At 65.6% G+C, this 24199-nt stretch carries 24 protein-coding genes; 10 read left to right on the forward strand and 14 right to left on the reverse strand.

Features of this window, described 5'->3' with window-relative positions; translation table 11 throughout:
- Window positions 1-92: 92 nt before the first annotated feature.
- The 5 genes from JQ604_RS39960 to JQ604_RS39980 all read right to left on the reverse strand — a co-directional run bounded on the left by JQ604_RS39960 (window position 93) and on the right by JQ604_RS39980 (window position 3880).
- Entirely contained in the window at window positions 93-974 is an 882-nt protein-coding gene (locus tag JQ604_RS39960; protein WP_212366254.1) for a 3-hydroxybutyryl-CoA dehydrogenase, read from the reverse strand.
- Between the two features lie 158 nt (window positions 975-1132).
- Window positions 1133-2083 carry an electron transfer flavoprotein subunit alpha/FixB family protein gene (locus JQ604_RS39965; protein ID WP_212366255.1) on the reverse strand — a complete coding sequence of 317 codons (951 nt, stop codon included), beginning with the start codon at window positions 2081-2083 and terminating at the stop codon, window positions 1133-1135.
- Window positions 2083-2832, reverse strand: a complete 750-nt coding sequence (locus JQ604_RS39970) for an electron transfer flavoprotein subunit beta/FixA family protein (protein WP_212366256.1) — start codon at window positions 2830-2832, stop codon at window positions 2083-2085. The genes JQ604_RS39965 and JQ604_RS39970 overlap by 1 nt, the downstream gene beginning before the upstream one ends.
- Before the next feature lie 118 nt (window positions 2833-2950).
- Entirely contained in the window at window positions 2951-3523 is a 573-nt protein-coding gene (locus JQ604_RS39975; protein WP_212366257.1) for a cob(I)yrinic acid a,c-diamide adenosyltransferase, read from the reverse strand.
- Between the two features lie 162 nt (window positions 3524-3685).
- Window positions 3686-3880, reverse strand: a complete 195-nt coding sequence (locus JQ604_RS39980) for a twin transmembrane helix small protein (RefSeq protein WP_212366258.1) — start codon at window positions 3878-3880, stop codon at window positions 3686-3688.
- Between the two features lie 188 nt (window positions 3881-4068).
- Here JQ604_RS39980 and JQ604_RS39985 point away from each other — a divergent pair, with 188 nt between their 5' ends.
- Window positions 4069-4962, forward strand: a complete 894-nt coding sequence (locus JQ604_RS39985) for a YihY/virulence factor BrkB family protein (RefSeq protein WP_349631191.1) — start codon at window positions 4069-4071, stop codon at window positions 4960-4962.
- Here JQ604_RS39985 and JQ604_RS39990 read toward each other — a convergent pair.
- Together JQ604_RS39990 and gluQRS are read right to left on the reverse strand one after the other, a co-directional pair.
- Window positions 4889-6175, reverse strand: a complete 1287-nt coding sequence (locus JQ604_RS39990) for an ATP-binding protein (protein WP_212366260.1) — start codon at window positions 6173-6175, stop codon at window positions 4889-4891. The genes JQ604_RS39985 and JQ604_RS39990 overlap by 74 nt on opposite strands.
- A 208-nt stretch (window positions 6176-6383) precedes the next feature.
- Entirely contained in the window at window positions 6384-7256 is an 873-nt protein-coding gene (gluQRS, locus tag JQ604_RS39995; protein WP_212366261.1) for a tRNA glutamyl-Q(34) synthetase GluQRS, read from the reverse strand.
- A 122-nt stretch (window positions 7257-7378) separates the two neighbouring features.
- Here gluQRS and JQ604_RS40000 point away from each other — a divergent pair, with 122 nt between their 5' ends.
- On the forward strand, window positions 7379-8071 hold the full coding sequence (locus JQ604_RS40000; RefSeq protein ID WP_212366262.1) for a DNA-3-methyladenine glycosylase family protein: 693 nt from the start codon (window positions 7379-7381) through the stop codon (window positions 8069-8071).
- On the opposite strand, the gene JQ604_RS40005 is transcribed toward JQ604_RS40000, so the two are convergent.
- On the reverse strand, window positions 8028-8915 hold the full coding sequence (locus tag JQ604_RS40005; protein WP_212366263.1) for a LysR family transcriptional regulator: 888 nt from the start codon (window positions 8913-8915) through the stop codon (window positions 8028-8030). The two genes, JQ604_RS40000 and JQ604_RS40005, sit on opposite strands and share 44 nt — an antisense overlap.
- A 197-nt stretch (window positions 8916-9112) precedes the next feature.
- On the opposite strand from JQ604_RS40005, the gene JQ604_RS40010 reads away from it, so the two are divergent.
- The 5 genes from JQ604_RS40010 (at window position 9113) to JQ604_RS40030 (ending at window position 15690) form a co-directional block, all read left to right on the forward strand.
- Entirely contained in the window at window positions 9113-10084 is a 972-nt protein-coding gene (locus JQ604_RS40010) for an NAD(P)H-dependent flavin oxidoreductase (RefSeq protein WP_212366264.1), read from the forward strand.
- 14 nt (window positions 10085-10098) lie between these two features.
- Window positions 10099-11625: an acyl-CoA synthetase gene (locus JQ604_RS40015; protein ID WP_212366265.1), complete on the forward strand. Its 1527-nt coding sequence runs from the start codon at window positions 10099-10101 to the stop codon at window positions 11623-11625.
- Window positions 11626-11721: 96 nt separating this feature from the next.
- Window positions 11722-12810 carry a DUF2855 family protein gene (locus tag JQ604_RS40020; protein WP_212366266.1) on the forward strand — a complete coding sequence of 363 codons (1089 nt, stop codon included), beginning with the start codon at window positions 11722-11724 and terminating at the stop codon, window positions 12808-12810.
- Window positions 12811-12909: 99 nt separating this feature from the next.
- Window positions 12910-14697, forward strand: coding sequence for a flavin-containing monooxygenase (locus JQ604_RS40025; protein ID WP_212366267.1), 1788 nt, complete (start codon window positions 12910-12912; stop codon window positions 14695-14697).
- Between the two features lie 15 nt (window positions 14698-14712).
- Window positions 14713-15690 (forward strand): peptidyl-alpha-hydroxyglycine alpha-amidating lyase family protein, encoded by a 978-nt coding sequence (locus tag JQ604_RS40030; protein ID WP_212366268.1) that lies wholly within the window; start codon window positions 14713-14715, stop codon window positions 15688-15690.
- 14 nt (window positions 15691-15704) lie between these two features.
- On the opposite strand, the gene JQ604_RS40035 is transcribed toward JQ604_RS40030, so the two are convergent.
- Window positions 15705-16667, reverse strand: a complete 963-nt coding sequence (locus tag JQ604_RS40035) for a Bug family tripartite tricarboxylate transporter substrate binding protein (protein WP_212366269.1) — start codon at window positions 16665-16667, stop codon at window positions 15705-15707.
- Window positions 16668-16722: 55 nt separating this feature from the next.
- On the reverse strand, window positions 16723-18483 hold the full coding sequence (locus JQ604_RS40040; protein WP_212366270.1) for a chloride channel protein: 1761 nt from the start codon (window positions 18481-18483) through the stop codon (window positions 16723-16725).
- A gap of 199 nt (window positions 18484-18682) precedes the next feature.
- Between JQ604_RS40040 and JQ604_RS40045 the strand changes: the two genes are divergently transcribed.
- On the forward strand, window positions 18683-19240 hold the full coding sequence (locus JQ604_RS40045) for an HNH endonuclease (RefSeq protein WP_212366271.1): 558 nt from the start codon (window positions 18683-18685) through the stop codon (window positions 19238-19240).
- Between the two features lie 138 nt (window positions 19241-19378).
- Here JQ604_RS40045 and JQ604_RS40050 read toward each other — a convergent pair whose 3' ends face one another.
- Window positions 19379-19840, reverse strand: a complete 462-nt coding sequence (locus JQ604_RS40050; protein ID WP_212366272.1) for a hypothetical protein — start codon at window positions 19838-19840, stop codon at window positions 19379-19381.
- Between the two features lie 471 nt (window positions 19841-20311).
- Between JQ604_RS40050 and JQ604_RS40055 the strand changes: the two genes are divergently transcribed.
- The gene (locus JQ604_RS40055) at window positions 20312-22000 is read left to right on the forward strand and encodes a methyl-accepting chemotaxis protein (RefSeq protein WP_212366273.1); all 1689 of its coding nucleotides are present in this window, start codon (window positions 20312-20314) and stop codon (window positions 21998-22000) included.
- Window positions 22001-22018: 18 nt separating this feature from the next.
- On the opposite strand, the gene JQ604_RS40060 is transcribed toward JQ604_RS40055, so the two are convergent.
- Window positions 22019-22405 carry a hypothetical protein gene (locus JQ604_RS40060; RefSeq protein WP_212366274.1) on the reverse strand — a complete coding sequence of 129 codons (387 nt, stop codon included), beginning with the start codon at window positions 22403-22405 and terminating at the stop codon, window positions 22019-22021.
- 530 nt (window positions 22406-22935) lie between these two features.
- On the opposite strand from JQ604_RS40060, the gene JQ604_RS40065 reads away from it, so the two are divergent.
- Window positions 22936-23139 (forward strand): DUF2934 domain-containing protein, encoded by a 204-nt coding sequence (locus JQ604_RS40065; RefSeq protein WP_212366275.1) that lies wholly within the window; start codon window positions 22936-22938, stop codon window positions 23137-23139.
- Between the two features lie 93 nt (window positions 23140-23232).
- Here JQ604_RS40065 and JQ604_RS40070 read toward each other — a convergent pair whose 3' ends face one another.
- Window positions 23233-23397, reverse strand: coding sequence for a hypothetical protein (locus JQ604_RS40070; protein ID WP_212366276.1), 165 nt, complete (start codon window positions 23395-23397; stop codon window positions 23233-23235).
- A 106-nt stretch (window positions 23398-23503) separates the two neighbouring features.
- Entirely contained in the window at window positions 23504-24184 is a 681-nt protein-coding gene (locus JQ604_RS40075; protein WP_212366277.1) for a transglutaminase-like domain-containing protein, read from the reverse strand.
- Window positions 24185-24199 lie beyond the last annotated feature (15 nt).

Consider the following 24199-nt stretch of genomic DNA (forward strand, 5'->3'; position numbering starts at 1 on the left):
CCGTTGGCTCTGACATCAAGGGGCGCCAACGCTCCTTGATGTCGAACGCCAAAACGAATTGGCTCTCAGGCTCTACGGCATCCGTCTTGGGCTTACCTTGTCGGAACCGGCTTCTCGCCGCGATAGTCGTAGAAGCCGCGCTGGGTCTTGCGGCCGAGCCAGCCCGCCTCGACGTATTTCACCAGCAACGGACAGGGCCGGTACTTGGAATCGGCGAGCCCCTCATGCAGCACCTGCATGATCGAGAGGCAGGTATCGAGGCCGATGAAATCGGCGAGCTCCAGCGGTCCCATCGGATGATGCGCGCCGAGCTTCATTGCCGCGTCGATCGCCTCGACGTTGCCGACGCCTTCATACAGCGTGTAGATCGCCTCGTTGATCATCGGCAGCAGGATGCGGTTGACGATGAAGGCCGGGAAATCCTCCGACACCGCGACCTGCTTGCCGAGCTGGGCGACGAACGCCTTCGACGTGTCGAAGGTGACGTCGTCGGTGGCGATGCCGCGGATCAGCTCGACCAGCTCCATCGCCGGTACCGGATTCATGAAATGAATGCCGATGAACTTCTCCGGACGGTCCGTCGAGGCAGCCAACCGCGTGATCGAGATCGACGAAGAGTTGGTGGCGACGATCGCTTCCGGCTTCAGTATGGCGCAGACGTCGTGGAAAATCTTGCGCTTGGTCTCTTCCTTCTCGACCGCAGTCTCGATCACGAGATCGCAGTCGGCGAGCCCATCCAGCGTCTCCGACGAGCTGATGCGCGCCAGCGCCTGCTTGCGCTCCTCGTCCGAGATGGACTTCTTGGCGACCTGGCGGGTCAGATTGCCGTTGATGGTCGCGAGCGCCGATTTCAGCCGATCGGCCGAAATATCGTTGAGGATCACGTCGTAGCCGGCCAACGCCGCCACATGGGCGATGCCATTGCCCATCTGGCCCGAACCGATCACGCCGACCTTCTTGATTGCCACCGTCATCTTCTCATCCACCGGAACGGCGCGCACATCGCGCCTGCCGAACTGTCCCCGACACTATCCCCAAGCGCGCCCTTCCGGCAGGCCCAAATCGCCGAAAAACGCAGCCCTCAAAAAATAACACCGGCCGGAGCTTAACGATCCGGCCGGTGTCTTGTCGCTTACTTTCCGAGCTTGCCGAGCGCCTCGGTGAGCTCCGGAACCGCCTGGTAGAGGTCGGCGACCAGGCCGTAATCGGCGACCTGGAAGATCGGCGCGTCCTCATCCTTGTTGATGGCGACGATCACCTTGGAGTCCTTCATGCCGGCTAGATGCTGGATCGCGCCGGAGATGCCGACCGCGACATACAGCTCCGGGGCCACCACCTTGCCGGTCTGACCGACCTGCCAGTCGTTCGGCGCATAGCCGGCATCGACCGCGGCGCGCGAGGCGCCGACGCCGGCACCGAGCTTGTCGGCGAGCGGCTCGATGTACTTCGCGAAATTCTCGCGGCTCTGCATGGCGCGGCCGCCCGACACGATGATCTTGGCCGAGGTCAGCTCCGGACGATCGCTCTTGGCGACCTCCTCGCCGACGAACGAGGACAGGCCCGGATCGGCCGCAGCCGCCGCACTCTCCACCGAGGCGCTGCCGCCTTCGCCGGCCGCGGCAAAGGTCGAGGTGCGCACGGTGATGACCTTCTTGGCGTCCTTCGACTTCACGGTCTGGATCGCGTTGCCGGCATAGATCGGCCGCTCATAAGTGTCGGGGGCGACCACCTTGATGATCTCCGAGACCTGCATGACGTCGAGCAGGGCTGCGACGCGCGGCATCACGTTCTTGAAGCGCGAGGTCGCGGGCGCGACGAAGGCGTCATAGCCGCCGGCGAGCGAGACGATCAGGGCAGCCAGCGGCTCGGCGAGGTCGTGCTCATAGGCGGCGCCTTCGGCCACCAGCACCTTCGCAACGCCGGCGAGCTTGGCAGCCGCGTCAGCGGCCGCCTTGGTGCCCTGGCCGCCACCGGCGACCAGCACATGAACGTCACCGCCGAGCTGGCTTGCAGCCGTCAGCGCCTTGTTGGTCGAGTCCTTCAGGGTCTCGTGGTCGTGTTCGGCAATCAGCAACGTCGTCATCAGAGAACCCCGGCTTCGGTCTTGAGCTTGTTCACGAGTTCGGCGACGTCCTTGACCTTGACGCCCGCCTTGCGGCCCGCCGGTTCCGCGGTCTTCAGCACTTCCAGGCGCGGCGTCAGATCGACGCCGTAATCCGCCGCGCTCTTGTCGTCGATCGGCTTCTTCTTCGCCTTCATGATGTTGGGCAGCGACGCATAGCGCGGCTCGTTGAGACGCAGGTCGGTGGTGACGATCGCCGGGCCCTTCAGCTTGACGGTCTGCAGGCCGCCGTCGACTTCGCGGGTGACCTTGAAATCCCTTCCGTCGACTTCGAGCTTGCTGGCGAAGGTCGCCTGCGACCAGCCGAGCAGCGCGGCCAGCATCTGGCCGGTCTGGTTCGAGTCATCGTCGATCGCCTGCTTGCCGAGGATGACGAGGCCGGGCGCTTCCGCCTCGACCACCGACTTCAGGATCTTGGCAACCGCGAGCGGCTCCACATTGCCCTCGGCCTTGACCAGGATGCCGCGGTCGGCGCCCATCGCAAGACCGGTGCGGATGGTCTCCGAGGCCTGCGCGGGGCCGATCGACACCACCACCACCTCGGTCGCCTTGCCGGCTTCCTTCAGCCGCAGCGCTTCCTCGACGGCGATCTCGTCGAACGGGTTCATCGACATCTTGACGTTGGCGAGCTCTACGCCCGATCCGTCACTCTTGACGCGGACCTTGACGTTGTAGTCGACGACCCGCTTTACCGGCACAAGAACCTTCATCGATCCTCTTTCGCTTTGATTTCATGGGTTTTGATTGGCTGGCGCGGAACCTAAAGGTCCGGATACCCCCGGTCAACGCCGCGGCAGCCAAAAAACCGGTCTCCCGAATTAGACCAGTTTAACGGTTCTGGCCGGGCACCCACAACACGTCCCCGGCCCCCTTGTCGTTCTGGAAGCGGCTGGCGACGAACAGGAAATCCGACAGGCGGTTCATATACTGGATGCCAGCGGCATTGACCGGCTCCTCCGGCCGGGCGGCAAGTTCCACCATCATCCGTTCCGCCCGGCGACATATGGTGCGGGCGAGATGCAGATATGCAGATGCGGGCGTGCCGCCGGGCAGCACGAAGGAGGTCAGCGGCGCCAGCTGCGCGTTGAGCTCATCGATATCGTGCTCGAGCCGCTCGACCTGGCTCGCCAGCATCCGCAAGCGCTCGGCCTTGCCCTCGCGCTCGGGGACGGCGAGGTCGGCGCCGAGGTCGAACAGATCGTTCTGGATCCGCCCCAGCATCGCATCGAGCTCGCGCGCGTCGCCGAGATGCAGCCGCACCACGCCGATCACGGCGTTGGTCTCGTCCACCGTGCCATAGGCGGAGACGCGCAGATCATATTTCGGCCGCCGCTCGCCGGTGCCGAGCGCGGTGGTGCCGTCATCGCCGGTGCGGGTGTAGATTCGATTGAGAACGACCATGACTGGCTCCGATCTTCTTTCACCTCTCCCGAAGGGAGAGGTCGCGAGCATTGCGAGCGGGTGAGGGGTTTTGGTCTATCGATGGACCTGATCCCCTCACCCGGATCGCTGAAGCGATCCGACCTCTCCCTCCGGGAGAGGTGGAACAGGCCGATACGTGAGCTACCGCCCCATCGCCCAGACCGTGAGCATGGTGGCGATGATCGCGATGAACTGCAGCAGCACGCGCAGCCGCATCAGATTCTGCGAACGGCTCGGCGAGCCGCCCTTCATCATGTTGATGAGACCGAGCAGCAGCACCAGCGCGACGGCGCCGACGGCGATGGGGAGAACGAAAGTACTGAGAGCAGATGCCATGGCCGGTACATAACACCGCACCGGGCCGACTTCTACACATCCCGGCCATGCAACCAACTGGCATTTCCGGCCGTAATATCAGAAACTAGCGCATGATCCCGGAAAAGTGTGCCGCGGTTTCCGCAAGGTCATGCTCAAGCAAAGCGCTGTTCTCTGACCGAGCTCTTCTCGATCATGCCGGGTGGAATGTGAAACAGATCCGATACGTCTATCACATCGCGATCGACGCGTTTTACACCTTCCTGGCCGACGATGGCTGGGCGATCGCGAGCCACATCGCGCTGTCGACCCTGATGGCGCTGTTTCCGTTCCTGATCGTGCTGACCTCGCTGGCCGGCTTCTTCGGCTCCAAGCAGCTCGCCGACCAGGCGGTCAGCCTGCTGCTGAACGTCTGGCCACAGCAGGTCGCCGATTCCCTGTCGGGCGAAATCCATGACGTGCTGACCACGACGCGCGGCGACATCCTGACCATCGGCGCGGTGCTCGCGGTCTACTTCGCGTCCAACGGCGTCGAGGCACTGCGGGTCGCGCTGAACCGCGCCTATGCCGTGACCGAGCCGCGGAGCTGGTACTGGCTGCGGCTGGAATCGATCGGCTACACGCTGGTCGCGGCCTTCACCTCGCTGGCGATGGCCTTCCTGATCGTGCTCGGCCCCCTGATGCTGGAAGCAGCGCGGCGGCATATCCCGTTCTTCGTCGAGTCGAACGAGAGCGCGCTCAACTTCGCCCGCTACGGCATCACCATCGGCGCGCTGGTCATGGCGCTGTTCATCCTGCATGCCTGGCTGCCGGCAGGGCGCCGCGGCTTCGTGCAGATCCTGCCCGGCATCATCTTCACCATGGTTGCCTCGCTGATCTCGGGCATCGTGTTCGGCCAGTACCTGGCGCGCTTCGCCAACAATTACGTCACGATGTATGCGGGGCTGGCCTCGGTGATCATCGCGCTGGTATTTCTGTATTTCATCGCCGCGATCTTCGTCTACGGCGGCGAGCTGAATGCCTCGATCATCAAGTCGCAGCTGCCGCACGGCGTGTCGCTTCATGAAGCGCAGTCGCCAAGGCGCGCGGAGACACGGGCTTGACCAGGAAGGCGTCGGCGCCGGCGGCGCGCGCCGCGGCTTCGTCCTCACCGCGGCCGGAAATCCCGATGATCGCGATGCGGCCGTGCGGCGGCGGCAGCGCGCGGATGCGCCGGATAGCCTCGACGCCGTTGATGCCCGGCAGCACCATGTCCATCAGCACCGCGTCGTATTCGCCCTGCGCAAGCCGGTCGGGCGCCGCCTCGCCCTGGCCGACGAACTCCGACTGGTGACCAAGCTCGGTCAGGATCGTGTTGAGCACGACGCGGCCGAACGGATTGTCCTCGACGCTGAGCAGCCGCAGCGCACCTGACGCGTCAGCGTCAGCCGCATCCGACATGATCGTCACCGGCCCCTCCGCAGGCGCCATCACGACGCTCAGCGTGAAGGTTGTGCCGCCGCCCTTGCGCCGGGCCGCCACGATGTCGCCGCCCATGGCGCGGGCGAGCTGCCGGACCGAGAACAGGCCAAGGCCGGCGCCGCCGAAGCGGGAGGCGATCGAGACGTTGGCCTGCGAGAACGGCCGGAACAGCCGCTTCACTTCGGCCAAGGTCAGGCCGATGCCGCTGTCGGAGACCGCGAATGCGATGCCGACCTTGCCTTTGCCGGCCCGCAGCGGCGACACCTGCAGCGCGACGCCGCCCTGCTCGGTGAATTTCACGGCGTTGTCGATCAGATTCTCCAACGCCGCACGGAGGCGCACGGGATCGCCGACCGCAAACGCCGGCAATTTCTCGGAGATCGTCACCGAGGCCTGCAGCCCCTGCGCCGCGGCACGGCCGGCAAGGGCATCGCCGATGCTGCGCACCAGCGTGCGCAGGTCGAAAAAGTCCTGCCGGATGGCGAGCCCCGGCCCCTCGCTGCGCGCGGCGTCGACGAACAGCGTGGCGAGGCTCGCCAGGTGCTCGGCGCCGGCCTTGATGGTATCGACCCAGCGCCGCTCGCGCTCGCCGAGATCGGAGGTCGCCAGCAGATTGCTGATCGCGAGAATGCCGGTCAGGGGGGTCCGCACCTCATGGGCGAAGGCGGCCAACGCGCTCTCGACCACGCTGCGGCCGGCCTCGTCGGCCGCAGGCTCGCGGCGCGCAGGCTTCTTGCGCGCGGGTGTCTTGCGCGCGGTTTTCTGACGCGTCTTGGCGGCGGCCACGGCGCGTTTTTTCGCCGGCTTCTTTGTCGGTCGCCGCGTGCTGCGCCGTGCGCGCGATTTGGCCGCCATGGTCTCCGCTGTCCCCGCCCGGAAATAACATGGCACGCCTTGCGTGGCGGAGTCACGGCGAAGCTACCGCATTACCAACCGTAAACTAGGGCATGATCCGGAAAAGTGTGCAGCGGTTTTCCCTCGCGACAAACGCCGAAGGCGTTTGCGCGGAGATCATGCTCAAACAAGGAGCTAAAGCGCGATGACGATTCAACCTTATCGCGCTTTAGGGCAGGCCGACCAGGCGACGGATATCCGCGGGGCTCGCACCTTCGCGTCTCAATTCGCGCACGCCCGTTGCCTGCGTCGATTTCGAGAGCTTTTGGCCGGAATCATCCCGGATCAGGCCGTGATGCCGGTACGCCGGTGCGGGAACTCCGAGCAATTGCTGGAGCAGGCGATGCACGCTGGTCGACCAGAACAGGTCGACACCGCGCACCACGTCGGTAACGCCCTGCAGCGCGTCGTCGATCACGACCGAGAGATGGTAGCTGGTCGGGGTTTCCTTGCGCGCCAGGATCACGTCGCCCCAGGCCTCCGGCCGGGCTCCGACCACGCCGGTTTCGCCGCCGGGGCCCTCGCCCTGCTCGTTCCATGTGAGCGGGCCGCCCCGCGCACAGGCCGCCGCCATGTCGAGCCGCAGCGCGAAGGGCAGGCCCTGCCCGCTCAGCCGCTCGCGCTCGGCGGCCGACATTGCCTTCGCCGTGCCCGGGTAGAGCGGCGCGCCGTCGGGATCGCGCGGCCACGGGCCTGCCGCTTCCTTCGCGGCGACCAGCAGCGCGATCGCGGCCCGGCTCTCAAAGCTCGGATAGACCAACCCGAGCGTCGACAGTTGTTCGGTCGCGTCGCGATAGGCGGCAAAATGCTCCGACTGCCGCCGCACCGGCGTCTCCCAGGTGACCCCGAGCCAGGCCAGATCCTCATAGATCGCCGCCTCGAACTCCGGCCGGCAGCGCGTGCCGTCGATATCCTCGATCCGCAGCAGGAAGCGCCCGCCAGATGCCCCCGCCAGATCGAAATTGAGCAGCGCCGAATAGGCGTGGCCGAGATGAAGATAGCCGTTCGGGCTCGGCGCGAAACGGAAGACGGGTGGCGGCATCACACTGGTCTCGTCATGCCCGGGCTTGCCCGTGGCTGGTCCTTGGGCATCCACGTTCTTACAACTATCATCGTCATCATAAACGTCGATGGTCCGGCAACGACCACGTCCACGAGGGAGCAATGCTCGTCCATCTCGAAACCCAGGCTGACCTCGACGATGCCATCGAAAAGCTCGTCGTGCAGGACAAGCGGCTGAAGCCGATCCTGGCGCTAACAGGCATGCCGGCGATCCGCCAGCGCGAGCCCGGTTTCGCGGGGCTTGCCGCGATCATCTGCGGCCAGCAGCTCTCGACCGCGAGCGCGGCGGCGATCTGGGGCCGCGTCAGCACGGCGTTCGATCCGTTCCATCACGACGCGATCCGGAAGGCCCGCGCCGACCGACTCGGACGGCTCGGGCTGTCGGCCGCCAAGATCAAGACGCTGAAGCACATCGCGCGCGAGCTTGCCGAGGAGCGGCTCAATCTCGACGTGCTCGCCAATGAGGAGGCCGACGCCGCGCACAACACGCTGACCGCGCTGCCGGGCATCGGGCCTTGGACCGCCGACGTCTATCTGCTGTTCTGCCTCGGCCATGGCGATGCCTGGCCGGCTGGCGACCTCGCCGTGCAGGAAGCGGTGAAGGTCGGGCTCGGGCTGAAGGAGCGGCCGACGCCAAAACAGATGGCGCCGCTCGCCGAGCCCTGGCGCCCGCTCCGTGGCGCCGCTGCGCATCTGTGGTGGGCGTATTATCGTGTGCTGAAAAACCGCGAGGGCGTGATTCCTGACAAAATCAGCCTCGCAGCCGCACCCGGTCCTCGCGCGCGGAAGCAGTGACGAAATCGATCACGGCGCGAACCGCCGGAAGTTCGACCAGATCGGGATGCGCCAGCAGCCAGAGGTCGGCGACGCTGAGCAGCTTCTGCGGCGCGACCCGGATGAGATCGGGATAGTCGGCGGCGACAAAGCAGGACAGCGCGGAGATTCCGAGCCCGGCTCGCGCTGCTGCCAGCATATCGCCCTGCGAGGAGCACCGCATCACAAGCGATCCCTGCCGCGTGATGAGATCGCTCCAGCGCGCCAGATGCTCGTTCGAGGCACGGTCGGCGAAACCGATGACGCTGTGGCCCTTCCATTCGTCACGCCGTTCCGGCAGGCGCCGGCCCGCGGCGTAGTCGCGCGAGCAATAAAAGCCCGTGCCGAGCCGGCCAATCTTGCGGCCGATCAGATTCTCCTCGCCGCTATCCACCGGACGCAGCACCACATCGGCCTCGCGGCGGCGGACGCTCGCCGGAAACGGATGAGTGATGATCTCGAGCTGGATATGGCTGTGCGACCGGAGGAACGGCCCGAGCTTCGGCATCAGCCAGTGCGAGGCGAGCGTGGCGCCGATCGACAGTTTTACAACACCGCGCGCCTGCGCGCCGGTCGCCGACACCGCGGCCTCCGCACGCAAGGCGGCTGCCGCCATCGCCTCGACATGCTCACGGAACTTGCGGCCCTGCGCGGTCAGCGACAGACCGTCATTGGCGCGCGCAAACAGGGGAATGCCGAGCTGGCGTTCCAGCTCGGTCATCTTGCGGCCGACCGTCGGATGGCTGGAGCGCAACTGCCGCGCCGCGGCCGCCAAACTGCGCGTCTCGGCCACCGCAACGAAGGTCTTGCACAGGTCCCAGTCCATCGGCTTTTCCTCGCGACGACATGTTCATTCTTGATGCCTTGCCTGTTCAATATTGAACGTGCTGGGCGAAGCGTCCAGCCTTATAATGGATGGCAATCAGCGCAGGCCGCGGCGCCGCCGGGTCCAACGCTTCGCAATCAACATCAACAGATGCGCGCCGGACCCGACCGTTCTTGCGCGACCAAGGAGGACCCGCAATGCCGCTGCCCGCTTCGCTCGCCAACAAGCTCGAACTGCCGGTCGTCGGCTCGCCGCTGTTCATCGTCTCGGGGCCCGAGCTCGTGATCGCGCAGTGCAAGGCCGGTATCGTCGGCTCGTTTCCCGCCCTGAACGCCCGCCCCGCCGGCAAGCTCGACGAATGGCTGAGCCGAATCGAGAACGAGCTCGGCGAGTACCAGGTGCTGCACCCGGAGAAGAAGGTCGCGCCCTACGCGGTCAACCAGATCTGCCACGCGTCCAATGACCGCCTGATGCACGACATGGAAACCTGCGTGAAGCACAAGGTGCCCGTCATCATCACCTCGCTGCGTCCACCGTCCGAGATCGTCGAGGCCGCGCATTCCTATGGCGGCGTCGTGTTCCACGACGTCATCAACGTCAAGCACGCGCGCAAGGCCGCCGAACAGGGCGTCGACGGCCTGATCCTGGTCTGCGCCGGCGCGGGCGGACATGCCGGCACGCTGTCGCCGTTCGCGCTGGTGCGCGAGGTCAAGCAATGGTTCAACGGCACGATCCTGCTGTCGGGCGCGATCTCCGACGGCTGGAGCATCGCCTCCGCCCTCGCGCTCGGCGCCGACCTCGCCTACATCGGCACCCGCTTCATCGCCACCGAGGAGGCCAATGCAGATGCGGCCTACAAGCAGGCACTGACCGACTACGCCGCGCACGACATCGTCTATTCGAACCTGTTCACCGGCGTGCACGGCAATTACCTCGGGCCGTCGATCGCAGCGGCTGGCCTCGACCCCGACAATCTGCCGGTCGCCGACAAGACCAGGATGAACTTCGGCTCCGGCGGCAACACCAAGGCCAAGGCGTGGCGCGACATCTGGGGCTCAGGCCAGGGCCTCGGCCAGATCTCCGATGCGCCGCCGGTTGCGGAACTGGTGTCGCGGCTGAAGGCGGAGTACACCGAGGCGCGCAGCGATTTCCTGCGGGCCAGCGCCTGAGGTCGAGACGCAATATGATCATCAGCGGCGACAGACAGATCAGCTACGCCGAGATTCACGGGCGAGTCGCACGGGCCGCCAGCGGCTTCCGCGCGCTCGGCGTGCAAGGCGGCAAGCCGGTCGGCATGATGCTGCGCAATGACTTCGCGCTGTTCGAGGTGGTCGCCGCCTCCGCTGCGCTCGGCAGCCCGGTGGTGCCGATCAACTGGCATCTGAAGGCCGAGGAGGTCGGCTACATCATCGCCGACTCCGGCGCCGACACGCTGGTCTGTCATGCCGATCTGCTGCCGCAGATCCGCGATGGATTGCCCGCCGGGCTCAAGCTGCTGGTCGTGACCACGCCGCCGGAGATCGCGAGCGCCTATGGCGTGACGCCGGAGCTTGCGGAAGTGCCCGAGGGTATGACCGACTGGGACCGCTGGCGCGACACCCACCAGCCCCTCGCCGGTACGCCGATCGGCGCAGCGCCGATGTTCTACACGTCCGGCACCACGGGCCTGCCGAAGGGCGTCAAGCGCAAGCCGATGCGCCCCGAGCAGCAGGCGGCCGCCGCGCGCGTCGGCGCCATCACCTACGGCATCAGGCCAAACGAGGACCAGGTGATCCTGATGAACGGGCCGATGTACCATTCGGCCCCGCACTCCTACGGCATGCTGGCGTTCCGCAACGGCTGCAGCATCGTGCTCGAGCCGCGCTTCGACCCCGAGGATTTGCTGCAGCTGATCGAGCGCCACCGCGTCACCCACATGCACATGGTGCCGACCATGTTCGTGCGGCTGCTGCGTTTGCCTGAGGAGACGCGGCGCCGCTACGACCTGTCCTCGCTGCGCTTCATCGTGCACGGCGCGGCACCCTGCCCGGTCGACGTCAAGCGCGCGATGATCGACTGGTGGGGACCTGTCATCAACGAATATCTCGGCTCGACCGAGACCGGCATCCCGGTCTGGCATTCGTCGGCGGAAGCGCTGGCCAAGCCCGGCACCGTCGGCCGCGCGATCGAGGGCGGCATCGTCAAGACATTCCGCCCCGACGGCACGCCGTGCGACGTCGGCGAGCCCGGCGAGATCTTCATGCGCCAGACGGCGACGTCGGATTTCGACTATCACGGCAACGCCAAAGCGCGCGCCGAGGCCGACCGCGACGGCCTCATCAGCGTCGGCGACGTCGGCTATCTCGATGCCGACGGCTATCTGTTCCTGTGCGACCGCAAGCGCGACATGGTGATCTCGGGCGGCGTCAACATCTATCCTGCCGAGATCGAGAATGCGCTGATCGGCATGGACGGCGTGCGCGACTGCGCGGTGTTCGGCGTGCCCGACGACGAGTATGGCGAGCGGCTGTTCGCCTGTGTCGAGCCGGAGGCAGGTGCTGCGCTGTCGGCGGCGTCCGTGCAGGAATTCCTGCGCGGCAAGCTGGCGAACTTCAAGGTGCCCAGGGACATCCAGTTCATGGATGCGCTGCCACGCGAGGCCACCGGCAAGATCTTCAAGCGCAAGCTGCGCGATCTCCATCGCGAGGGACAGATCCACGCGGCAAAATGACCGCGAGGCGAACAGAATTTCAAACAATGTTGCTCTTGCAAAATCCCCTCAAGGCGACGCAAAGATCGCCACGCGCAAAAAGCCGAGGCCAGCAACATGAATTCGACCGACTTCATCGTCGTCCGCAACGATCTGCAGCAATGCAAGATCATCGAGACGCAACTGCCCGACGCCGGCGCGCTGCCAGCCGATGCGCTGCTGGTGAAGGTGACGCGGTTTGCGCTCACCGCAAACAACATCACTTATGCGGTCATGGGTGACGTCCTGAAATACTGGCAATTGTTTCCAACGCCCGAGAGCTACGGCAACATTCCAGTCTGGGGCTTTGGCGAGGTCATCGCCTCCAAGCATCCGGGCATCGCCATCGGCGAGACGCTGTTCGGCTATTTCCCGATGGCGACGCATCTCGTGATCGAGGCCACCGACGTCAGCAAGCGCGGCTTGCGCGACGGCGCCGCGCATCGACAGAACGTCTCGCCGGTCTACAACAGCTATGCCCGCGTCAGCGGCGATCCCGCGTTCGCCGGCGCACAGGGCGATTATCAGGCGCTGCTGCGGCCGCTGTTCATGCTGTCGTTCCTGGTCGATGACTTCCTCGCCGAGAACGAGTTCTTCGGCGCAAAGCATGCGATTCTGTCGTCGGCATCCAGCAAGACCGCGTTCGGGCTTGCGCATCTGATCCATTCCCGCACCGGTATGAAAGTGATCGGCCTGACCTCGGCATCGAATGTCGATTTCGTCAGATCGCTCGGCTGCTATGACGAGGTCGTCACCTATGACCGCGTCAGCTCGCTGCCGGCGGACGTGCCGGTCGCCTATGTCGACATGGCCGGCAGCAGCGCGCTGCGCGAGACGCTGCATCGGCGCTTCGGCGACCAGATGAAATATTCCGGCCGCGTCGGCCTGACCCATCGCGCGAGCGCGCTCGAGGAGGCCGCGCTGCCCGGCGCCAAGCCGCACTGGTTCTTCGCGCCCGATCACATCCGCAAGCGCGCCAAGGAGTGGGGTCCGGGCGGTGTCGAGCAGCGCTTTGGCGCGGCGTGGGCGGGCTTTGCGCCCAACCTCGACCGCTGGGTGCGCGTGACCGAGTGCCGCGGCCGCGCCGCGGTGACGCAGGCCTATCTCGATACCCTGAACGGCCGCGTGCCGCCGGATCGGGGGCTGATCCTCTCGCTTGGGGAATAGGCGATATCCCGTCACGCCCTTCCTGCGCGGACGAAGATGGGTATAGGCTTCGTGGCGAAGCAATAACGCCGCGAAGACGGCCGGTGACGGGAAGCGCCCATGCTCGACAAGACCGACGACATTTCGGTCGCCGCCGACAACTGGCTCGTGCAGTTCGAGGATGCGCTGGCGAGTGGCGACGAGATCCTGCTGAGGCCGCTGTTCCATCCCGACAGCTATTGGCGCGACGTGCTGGCGCTGAGCTGGAACATCCAGACCCTCAACGGCATCGACACGATCCTCAGCGAATTGCCCGGGCACGCCGAACGCGCAGCACCCAGGACATTCCGCATCGATCCCGACCGCGCCGCGCCCCGCAAGGTGACCCGCGCCGGCACGCCGTCGATCGAGGCGATCTTCAGGTTCGAGACCGCGGCCGGCCGTGGCCATGGCATCGTGCGGCTGATCCCCGATGCCGCCGACAACAACCGCCTGAAAGCATGGACACTGCTGACGGCGCTCGAGGAGCTCAAGGGATTTGAGGAGCAGCAAGGCCACACGCGGCCACGCGGGCAGGCCCACTCGCGCGACTTCCGCGGGCCCAACTGGCTCGACCAGCGCAAGGCCGCGGCCGACTACGCCGAGCGCGATCCAACCGTGCTGGTGGTCGGCGGCGGACAGGCTGGTTTGGCAATCGCCGCACGGCTGACGCAGCTTGGGATCGATACGCTGATCATCGATCGCGAGGCGCGTGTCGGCGACAATTGGCGCAAGCGCTATCACGCGCTGACCCTGCACAACCAGGTGCAGGTCAATCATCTGCCCTACATGCCGTTCCCGCCGAACTGGCCGACCTACATCCCCAAGGACAAGCTCGCCAACTGGTTCGAGGCCTATGTCGAGGCGATGGAGCTGAATTTCTGGACCGGCACCGAATTCGCCGGCGGCAGCTACGACGAGACGCAAGGACGGTGGACCGTCGCGCTGCGGCGGACCGACGGCACCGCGCGTATGATGCAGCCGCGCCATGTCGTCATGGGAACCGGCGTCAGCGGCATTCCGAACCTGCCCGAGATCACCGGGCTCACCCATTTCGCCGGCAAGGTGGTCCATTCCAGCCGCTATGACGACGGCGAGAACTGGACCGGCAAGCGTGCGCTGGTCATCGGCACCGGCAACAGCGGCCACGACATCGCGCAGGACCTGCACTCCTCGGGCGCTGACGTCACGCTGGTGCAGCGCTCCTCGACGCTCGTCACCAATATCGAGCCATCGGCACAGCTCGCCTACGCCGCCTACAACGAAGGCACGCTCGACGACAACGACCTGATCGCGACCTCGATGCCGCTGGCGCTCGCCAGGCGCAGCCACGCGCTGATGACGGAGCAATCGAAGGAGCTCGACCAGGCGTTGCTTGATGGGCTCGAACGCGTCGGTTTCAAGCTCGACTTCGGCGACGAGGGCACCGGCTGGCAGTTCAAATATCTCACCCGCGGCGGCGGCTACTATTTCAACGTCGGCTGCTCCGACTTCGTCGCTGGCGGAGCGATCAAGCTCGCGCAATTCGCCGACATCGAGACCTTTGCCGCCGAGGGCGCGCGGCTGAGGAGCGGCGAGACCATCCCCGCCGACCTGATCGTGCTCGCGACCGGCTATCGGCCGCAGGAGGAGCTGGTCGCGAAACTGTTCGGCGCGGCGATGGCTGCGCGCATCGGCCCCATCTGGGGCTTCGGCGACGGCCAGGAGCTGCGCAACATGTACACCCGCACGCCGCAGCCCGGCCTCTGGTTCATCGCCGGCAGCCTCGCCCAATGCCGCATCAACTCGCGCTACCTCGCGCTGCAGATCAAGGCCATCGAGGAAGGCCTGCTGCCGCGCGACGTCGGGCCGCGAGCCAACCTTGCTTAAATCACGGAGACAGACATGCCGAGCATTTTGGGCGCGGGCGAGCATCGCTACCGCGTGGTGGAGAACTGGGCCAGGCTGCCCGACGGCTGGAGCCTGACCGACGTCGCCTCGGTGGCGGTCGACAGCAAGGACCGCATCTACGTCTTCAACCGCGGCGAACATCCGATGGTGGTGCTCGACCGCGAGGGGAATTTCCTCCGCAGCTGGGGCGAAGGATTGTTCTCGCGCGCCCACGGCCTGCACATCGATGCCGACGACAATCTCTATTGCACCGATGACGGCGACCACACGGTGCGCAAATGCTCCACCGACGGCAAGGTGCTGCTGACGATCGGCATCCCCGGCAAGCCCGCGCCCTATATGAGCGGCGAGCCGTTCCACCGCTGCACCCACACCGCGCTGTCGCCAAAGGGCGAGATCTATGTCTCGGACGGCTACGGCAATGCCTGCGTCCACAAATACACGCCGGACGGCAGGCTGATCAAAACCTGGGGCGAGCCCGGCACCGATCCCGGCCAGTTCAACATCGTGCACAATATCGCGACCGACGCGGATGGCTGGGTCTACGTCGCCGACCGCGAGAATCACCGGGTGCAGGTGTTCGACGGCAACGGCAAATACGAGACGCAGTGGAACAACCTGCATCGTCCCTGCGCGCTGTGCTGCTGTGGCGGGGCTAAGCAGCCGACCTTCATCGTCGGCGAGCTCGGCCCCGGCATGAACGTCAACCGCAAGGTGCCCAATCTCGGCCCGCGGCTCTCGATCGTCGACGCCAGAGGCAGGCGGATCGCAAGGCTCGGCGGCGAGAATGGCCCGGGCATCGAGAGCGGAAAATTCCTGGCGCCGCATGGGCTGGCACTGGATTCCAGGGGCGACATCTATGTCGGCGAGGTCGGCGTCACCGACTGGAAGACGAGTTTTCCCGACGTCGAGATGCCGGCCATCGTGCGCATGACGCGCTGCCTGCAGAAGCTGGAGCGGGTGACGGGGTAGGCGCGCATCCGCGCTCACTCCGCCTTGATGCCGGACGCCTTGATGATCGGCCACCAGCGATCGGCTTCTTCCTTCTGAAAGGTACGCAGCGCCTCCGGCGATTGCTGCTGGAGCGGCGTGATCGTGATGCCCAGTTCGGCGAAGCGCTGCCTGACCTTGGGTTCGGCGAGCACCTGGGTCATGGTCGCGTTCAGCTTGGCGATGACGTCCTTCGGCGTGCCCTTGGGCACCCAGAGACCGTACCACAGCGAGGCGAAGAAGCCGGGCACGCCGGCTTCGTCCACGGTCGGGATATCAGGCGATGACGGCAGCCGCGTACGGCCGGTGACCGCGAACGGCTTGACGCTGCCGGCCCCGAGCAGGGAGCGGAAGTTCGAGGCGGGCTCCATCATGAAGTCGATCTGCTCGGCCAGCAGGTCCTGCATCGCCGGGCCATTGCCGCGATAGGGCACGAATTCGAACTTCGTGCCGGTGGCCTTCTGCAACGCGATGCCGGCGAGATGGCCGGTGGCGCCGACGCCGGCGATGCCGACTGAGGCCTTGTCGGGATTGGCCTTCAGCCAGGCGATCAGGCCTTTCAGATCATCGGCCGGAAGGCTCTTCTTGCCGACGATCAGCAACGGCTCGCTGCCGATCTGGATCACCGGCTCGAGGTCTTTCAGCAGGTTGAACGGCAGCGCGTACAGGCCGCCGGTCAGCATGTGGGTGGTCGAGGTGCCGATCGACAGCGTGTAGCCATCGGCCGGCGACCGCACCGCGCGGGTGACGCCGATGCTGCCCGCGGCGCCGCCGACATTCTCGATCACAATCGGCTGGCCGAGCACGGGACGCATGCTCTCGGCGAGATAGCGCGCCAGCGTATCGGTGGCGCCGCCCGCCGGGAACGGCACGATCATCGTGATCGGCCGGGTCGGATAGTCCTGCGCTGCGACCGGAGCGGCCGATAGCGCCATCAGCAGCGCGAGCATCAATCGCATCGTCACTCCTCCCGCATGGCGCTCTTCGGCGCCTTCAATCATTTCGTCGGCGAAATCAAACCTCTCCAATCACCTCGCGGCGACGCTGCTCGGATTCTTCGGCGTAGCGCCGCATCGCATGCGCTTCGGTCAAAAGCCCGACCAGCCGGCGCCGGCCGCCGGCCTCGACCACCGCAAGCGATTCCGCTTCGGCCGCGTCGAACACCGCGATCGCCTCCTGGATGTTCATCAGGGGATTCAGCACAATGTCGGTGTGGCGCAGGATGCCGGCGAGCCCCTTGTCGGTCTTGAGGTCGGGCGCGTGCGCTTCCGCGACCAGTGCCAGCCCGGCATAGCGGCCCTCGCCGTCGACCGCGACGACCTGGTTCGTCGAGCCGGGCGGAAACTTGCGGCGGAAATCATCGAGAGACATCGCGGCGTCGACCGTCGACATGTCCTGCCGCATCATCTTGGCTACGGTGAGATCGCGGATCCAGCCAACATCGGCGGCGCTGCGGATGGTCTCGCCGCGCAGATGCAGCCGCCATGTCGCGAAGGAATAGCCGAACAGCTCGCGCGTAATCATGGTCGAGATGATCACGGCAACCAGCACCGCGGTGGTCAGCCAGAGATTGCCGGTGGATTCCAGCGCAATGAACGACATGGTGAGCGGGCCGCCGATCACCGAGGCCGACAGCGCGCTCATGCCGATCACGGCATAAGCGTTCGGATCGAGGTCCAGCCCGGGCCAGACGATATCGACACCGGCGGCGAACAGGCGGCCGCCGAGCGCCCCCATGAACAGCGTCGCAAAAAACAAGCCGCCGCGGAAGCCGCTGCCGAGCGAGACGATGGAGGCGAGCGCCTTCAGCACGAACACACCGGCGATGAAGGCGATCGGCATCGCGACGATCGAGGAAAACTGCAGCGCGCCGTGCCCCGACGACATCACCTGCGGCGTCGCAAGCGCAAGCCCACCGACTGCGAGTCCACCCAGCATCGGCCGCAGCGGCGGCCACAGCTTGGTCTTCGCCAGCACCGCCTCGCACAGCGCGACGCCGCGCATGATCGCAATCCCCGTCAGCGCGGCCAGCACGCCGAGCAGCGCCGCGATCGCGAGATCACGGCCGGCAACGGAGCCGACGGAGCCGGCGAAGATGCCAAGCTTCAACTCAGCTGTTCCGTGGGTGACGAAGTAGCCGGCGACCGCGGCGACGCCGACCGGCGTCAAGCTGGCCGGCGTGTAGCCGCCGATCACGAGCTCGAAGGCGTAGAAGGCACCCGCCAGCGGCGCGCCGAACGCGCCCGCGATGGCAGCGGCGGCGCCGCAGCCGACCATGATGCGCTGGTCGTTTCGCCGCATGTGGAACGCGCGGCCGAGCGAGGCGGCGAGGCCGCTCGCAAGCTGGGTATAGCCGGCCTCGAGCCCGACCGAGGCGCCGGAGCCGCTCGACCAGATCGTCTGCAGCGCCACGATGACGCTGCCGCGGAACGACATCCGTCCGCCATACAGCGCGTTGGCCTCGATCGGATCGATCTCGCGGGACGGCCGGAAGCGCGCCAGCCAGAGGAATGCGAGCCCGAGCAGGAGACCGCCGATCGTGGGAACCGCGAGCGCCCGGATGACATCGATACTGTCCTGCGCCGAGAGGCGCTGATGGATGCTGATGTCGAACAGCAGCGCATGCATGGCGGCGACCGCAATGCTCATCGCCAGCACCACCACGCCGCCGACCGCGCCTGTCAGCGCCGCCAGCAGCACCAGGCTCGTCTCATGCGCGCGCACGAAGGCGCGGAGCCGGCGCGGCGCTTCGAGATAGCGGGACGAGGTGGTCATGCGGCTAGTGTTCCGTCGGCCTTGCGAAAATCACGCCGAATCCCCCTTTAGCGGGCCTTCGGACCCGAAGGCAATCGGGGCAGGAACATGGCGCCTGCGCGGCGGATAAGCTGCTCATAGGTCTTCACAATCCCGTCACGCTGCCTGTAGTATGCAGGGCACATGCTGCTTCGCAGCTAATGGGAGTCAGGAGCGTTATTTGAACGCACATGTCTCGCAAGGCGGTTGGCCGGTGTTGGTGCTGAATGCGGACTTCCGGCCGCTGAGTTACTACCCGCTGTCGCTCTGGTCCTGGCAGGACGCGATCAAGGCGGTGTTTCTCGATCGCGTCAACATCGTCGAGTATTACGACCGGGCGGTACGAAGTCCGTCCTTTGAAATCCAGTTGCCCAGCGTCGTTTCGCTTAAATCCTTCGTCAAGCCGACCACCCATCCCGCCTTCACCCGTTTCAACGTTTTCCTGCGCGACCGTTTCATCTGCCAATATTGCCTCTCGGCCGACGACCTCACCTTCGACCACATCATCCCGCGCAGCAAAGGTGGCCAGACCACCTGGGAGAACGTCGTCGCCGCCTGCTCGCCCTGCAATTTGCGCAAGGGCAACCTGACGCCGCAGCAGGCCAGGATGTTTCCGAAGCAGACGCCCTACGCGCCGACCGTCCACCAGCTGCACCGCAACGGCCGCCTGTTCCCGCCGAACTATCTGCATGAGAGCTGGCTCGACTATCTCTACTGGGATACGGAGCTGGATCCGTAAGCGTCGCGCGCGATCTTTTTCGATGCGAACGCTGCGTAGGGTGGGCAAAGGCGCGTACGCGCCGTGCCCACCATTCTCGGCGTGCTCGCGATGGTGGGCACGTCGCTCTGCTCCTTTGCCCACCCTACGCATAACGGCTCACGCCCACGCGAATCCACCAACGACGGCCGACTCGTCGTCATCGCGTCTCGTTCGCCCGATCGATCTGCGGCGCTGCTGCGCGCCGCCCTCGCGGCGATGACGGAGACCGAAGCGTTGCAGGCGCGCTCGTGCGCCGGTCAGCAGCGCGACGGTCCTTGCGGCGGTCTGCTTGATCACGAACAGGATGGTCGCGGCGCGGCTGAACAGGCCGAGCAGGATCGCCACGGTGAAGATGTCGATATAGGCGAGGAGGTCGCCGACCAGCATCAGTTCGGGCGGGATCGGGATCCGGTGCATATAGGCGAGGATCAGGATCACCACGGGAATGAAGGCGATCACCTTGCGCCAGGTCAGCCGGTCGAGCCAGGCCGCGAACTGCACGACGAAGACGTCCCACAGCAGATCGCCGAAGGCGGCGGGCTTGTCGAGGGTCCAAGTTTTCCAGAGACGCTTCCACATCGGCGATGCCTCGCGTTGGTGCGGTCGGGTTTATAGCATGGGCAAGCGACGCCGTTGACGAAGACCAGACGGCCTGAACGCGGTGTCATCACCCGCGCACGCGGGTGATCCAGTATTCCAGAGACGGTTGCGAGAAAGCCGATGGGCCGCGGCGTACTGGATCGCCCGCATTCGCGGGCGACGACACCGAGGATATGGCTTCGCATTCCCGCGACATGAATGTGCCCCTCGTGCCGGGTGAGACGCGCCATTGTCAGCATAATCGGAAATTCGTGTAAGGCGGAACGTTTTTGCCTGGCGGCCTTGCGCCGTCGGGCAAACCGGCGGAAGCCGCATTCTTGACGGGCCATCGCACCGGGCCGTTCGCCATCCGGACTTCTACTGACATGCGGCCGGAGTTCCAGCGAACCAAATCTTAATTAACCATGAGCCATTGTGGGGTGAAATCGTACCTCTGCCTTGGGAATGGAAATGCCGCTCCGTCTGACAATCTCCCGCTCGATCATCATGTTCGGGATTGCCGCCATCATCGGCATCGGCGCGATCATCGGCACCAGCAGCTTTGCCCTCAATCATCTGAAGGTCGGCGGCGCACTCTACGACCGGATCAAGCTGGGCAACGATCTGGTCGCGGACATCCTGCCGCCGCCGGAATATGTGATCGAGGCCTACCTCGAGGCGACGCTGGCGTTCCGGGAGCCGCAGGCGGCAGCCGAGCATCGCGACCGGCTGGTCCAGTTGAAGAAGGATTATGACGAACGGCGCGAGTTCTGGACGAAATCGGATCTCGATCCCGCCCTGAAGACGCTGCTGGTCGACAAATCGGACGCCGAGGTCCGGAAATTCTGGACCGCGATCGAACGCGGCTTCCTGCCGGCACTGACGGGCGGCAATGCCGATGCCGCGGCGAAGGCCTACGCCGAGATCACGCAGGCCTACAAGGCGCATCGCGCCATCATCGACGAGATCGTCAAGAAGACGAATGATGCGAACGCGGCGACGGAAGCGGACGCAACGGCAACGGTGAAGGTGCTGTCGGTCGCCGTCTGGACCGTGTCGGCGCTCGTCGTGCTGATCATCTGTGCCGGCCTGCTCGGTGTCGCGCGCGGCGTGGTTCGGCCGATCGGTGCCATGACCGCGGTGATGGAACGCCTGGTTGGCAATGATCTGGACGTCGAGATTCCGTCGACGGCGCGCAAGGATGAAATCGGCGCAATGGCCCGCGCCGTGCAGGTGTTCAAGGATAATGCGATACGGGTCCGCCGCCTGGAGGCCGATCAGACCACGGAGCGGGCCGACCAGGAGCGGCAGCGGAAAGCCGAGTTCGGCCGTGTTGCGGACGAGTTCGAAGCGACCGTCGGCCGCCTGGTCAACGCGGTGTCGTCGGTCTCGACCGACATCAAGGCTGCGGCCGCCACGCTCGGACAGTCCGCCGAATCCACCCGGCGATTGTCGGAGACAGTGGTCGCCACGTCAGAACTGTCGACAAGGAGCGTTGCCTCCGCGGCCGCTGCGTCCGAGCAGATGGCCGCCTCGGTCAGCGAGATCGGCCGGCAGGTCGAGGAGGCCAACAATATCGCGCGCGCGGCCGTCGGGCAGGTCGAACGGACCAATGAGCGGGTCACGGAACTGTCGGGCGCGGCCGGCCGGATCGGCGAGGTCGTGAAGATGATCACAGCCGTCGCCGAACAGACCAATTTGCTGGCGCTGAACGCGACCATCGAAGCTGCCCGCGCCGGCGAGGCCGGCCGCGGCTTCGCCGTGGTGGCTTCCGAGGTCAAGGCGCTGTCCGCGCAGACCGCCAAGGCCACCGATGAGATCGCGAGCCAGATCACCCAGATGCAGGCCGCCACCGACGAGTCGGTCGCCGCCATCAAGGAAATCAGCGCGACGATCCTCAGAATCTCGGAAATCTCCGCGACGATCGCAGCCGCGGTGGAGGAGCAGGGCGCCGCGACCCAGGAAATCGCCCGCAACGTCCAGCAGGCTGCCAGCAGCAGCGGCGACGTCACCGGCAGCATGCAGGAGGTCAATCGCGGCGCTGCTGCGACCGGCGCCGCCTCAGGCCAAGTGCAAAGCTCGTCGGCAGCGCTGACCAGCGAGAGCACGCGGCTGACGGCTGAGGTCGACAGGTTCCTCGCCGCGATCCGCGCCGCTTAGCCTACGGCGGCGCTCACATCAGGTGATGCACCGGCCCGGCTGCAGCAGCTTGGCGACGTCAGTCAGCACGCTGACGACGGGCTCGCAGGCGATTGTGCGGCCGGTGGGCTTGGCGGATGGTGGCGTCGCCGGGCGGTTCCGCGCTTCGTCCTTGCGCACGGGCACGCGCACCAGCACGGACGTGTCGGGCAGGTTGCCGAGCTTGAGCGCGACGGTGCGCGTCTGCGAGCCGACGGATGGAACCGCTGCGCGATCCACCTTGGCGGCGCGATTGACGGCGGTTTGCGCGGTCGCGGTGGCCGCGGCCTGACGGCCGATGAGGTCATGGCCGGATGCGAGTTGCACGGCGCCAAACGTCAGACCAATGGCGAGCGCGCCGAAAATTCCCTTCTGAATCTGTGACATGTTCGGATGTCCCTCGCCCCTTGGAATGTTCCCTGGCGATCAAGGACACAACGCGAACGAAACCTTGGGGGTTCTCGACCCCCGCAATCACTTAACCGTGTACGAAAATATTTCAGCGCGGGCGGAACGAAATCATGGGCGTCGGAGTCATCCCGGCAGCCGGTTATTCCCCCTGCCCCATTGACCGGCGACGTAGGGCGCGACTGTGGTGATGCCAGTCGCGCCCTGCTTTTTTCTGATCCGCGATCGTGGCAGGACCCAACCGCAGAGGATGCGGCGCTAGCACGCGGCTTGAATTTCGGCCGATCGTCACCACCTAGAGGTGGCGATAGCGCCTCGCGCTGTCCGCGCCCTTGTTTGGGCGTTTCCTCCCTAGACTTTGGATCCAATGTCCAGCCCGGTCGCACGCGCGGTCGGGCTCTTTTTTTGCCGGAGAGTGAGCGAAGACCGAACCGGCGTGCTTTGGAACATTGTTGTCACCGAGGCGTCATCTCCTCAAGCGCGTTCCAGAATTGATTGAGAGGCCCACGATGCGACTTCTCACTGAAGATCAAATCCGCCTCCGCGCCTTTCACCTTTGGAAGGCGGCAGGCGAACCCGCCGGCAGCCGCGATTGCTTCTGGTACCAGGCAGAAAAGGAAATCCTTGCTGAACAAACCGCTCAGGAGATGAACGGGTTCGATCCCCGAGGCGCGAACAAAGCGAAGATCGAGCGGCCGCGCTTCCTCGGCTGATCGCCGCAACCGAGCTCACGATTTGCGCCAAACGATAATGGCGGCTGGATCCCGTCCAGCCGCCATTGTCCGTCGTGTTGCTGCGACGATAAGTTACTTTCCGCCCGCGCGCGCCTCGCGCGCCAATCGTTCGGCCTTCAGCCGTTCGAAATTGTCGTAGAAGGCCTTCTCGCTCTCGCGATGCTCGGCCATCGCCACCTCGGCGTCACGGCGGCGCTCTTCGTCACGAAGCTTGCGTTGCTCGGGCGTCAGATGCATCAGGTGCTCCAATTTCATCTCATTGAATTGACAGCACATTTAACGCGCGAGGGTAGGAAGAGTTCCTTTTCGAGACGGGTCGCGGAGCCTGGATAGAGCCAAATAATCACCCCTCGGCTGCCTCGCGCTCCATGTCCCGGCCGGAGAGATCCTCGACCTGCATGTTCGCGTATTCGCGGGCCATCTCGCGCATCAGGAATTTGGCGGGGACGTCGTGATAGGAGCCGTGATCGTTGACGTATTGCATGTAGGTACGCCCTTCGCCGTCGAAGGGGTGCAGCAACGCGTCGCCATGACCGTCGAAATCGAGCGGCTTGACGCCGAGCTTGTGGCACAGCGTGTCGTTGAAGGTCGGCGTCGCCTTGCGCCACGCGCCGTCGACGAACACTTCCGTGAAGCCGTGCCAGGTGAACATGTCGGTGCCCATGCTCTGGCGCAGCTTCTCGGTGGTGAGATGGTTGCGCACGTCGGCAAAGCCGACGCGGGACGGGATGCCGTGGACGCGGCAGGCCGCCGCGTAGAGCGCGGCCTTGCCGACGCAATAACCGTTTCCGGCCGCCACCACGCTGGAGGCGCGGAAGGATTCCGCGGCGCGCATGTTGACATAAGGATTATAGCGGATGCCGTCGCGCACGGCGGTGTAGAGCCGGCTCGCTTTGGCGCGGTCGCCGTCGGCGCCCTGCGCGGCCGTGTTGGCGAACGCGACGACGGCGGGATGGTCGCTGTCGATATAGTCGGCGGGATCGGTGTAGAGGCGGCGGATGGTATCGGGGAGTGCTTCGGTCATGCCGCGAGCTTAGCA

Source organism: Bradyrhizobium jicamae, assembly GCF_018130695.1.
Taxonomy (GTDB): Bacteria; Pseudomonadota; Alphaproteobacteria; order Rhizobiales; family Xanthobacteraceae; genus Bradyrhizobium; species Bradyrhizobium jicamae_B.